The organism is Methylobacterium sp. WL103, from assembly GCF_008039885.1.
Classification (GTDB): Bacteria; Pseudomonadota; Alphaproteobacteria; order Rhizobiales; family Beijerinckiaceae; genus Methylobacterium; species Methylobacterium cerastii.
Window position 1 is genome coordinate 1 of the sequence record NZ_VRUX01001215.1, and the last position, 570, is coordinate 570.

Annotated in this window: 1 pseudogene; it reads right to left on the reverse strand. The window is 73.3% G+C overall.

The features are described from left to right. Positions 1 to 30: 30 nt before the first annotated feature. Positions 31 to 570, reverse strand: a pseudogene (locus tag FV222_RS28690) (hypothetical protein); the annotation flags it as partial.

Sequence of the window (570 nt, forward strand, 5' to 3'; positions counted from 1 at the left end):
GCGCGGGTTGGCCGCCGGGGCCGGCCGCTCTCAGGACCGCGCGATGTCCGCCCGCAAGGTCCGGTCCGCCCGCAAGGTCCGGTCCGCCTGCAAGGTCCGGTCCGCCCGCAAGGTTTGGTCAGGCTTCGGGATCGCGAGGCGCCCGAGCCGTCGGCGCGCGGGCGCGTCGTAGACGCGGACGAGGACGAGGCAGGCCGCGAGCAGCACGACCAGAAAGGCGAGCCCGGCATAGGGGGCGGCGATCCGGTCGGCGACGCCCGGCATGCGCCGGCCGACGGCCTCGACCCAGGCGACGCAGGGCGCGTGCAGGATGTAGAGCGGATAGGAGGCCGCGCCCGCCTTGAGGCAGAGGGCGGCCAGCCGCGGGCCGGGCGTGATCCCGGCGGCGGCGTAGACCAGCGCCGGAAACACGAAAGCCACCACCAGCACGTCGTAGACGGGCTTGACCAGGGCCGGGACCGGCACGACCAGCACCAGCGTCAGCGCCGCGAGGCAGGCGACCGCGCCGGCGTTGCCCGACGCCTGTATCTTATAAACATCTCCGAGCACAATCGACCTGAGCCTATCGAG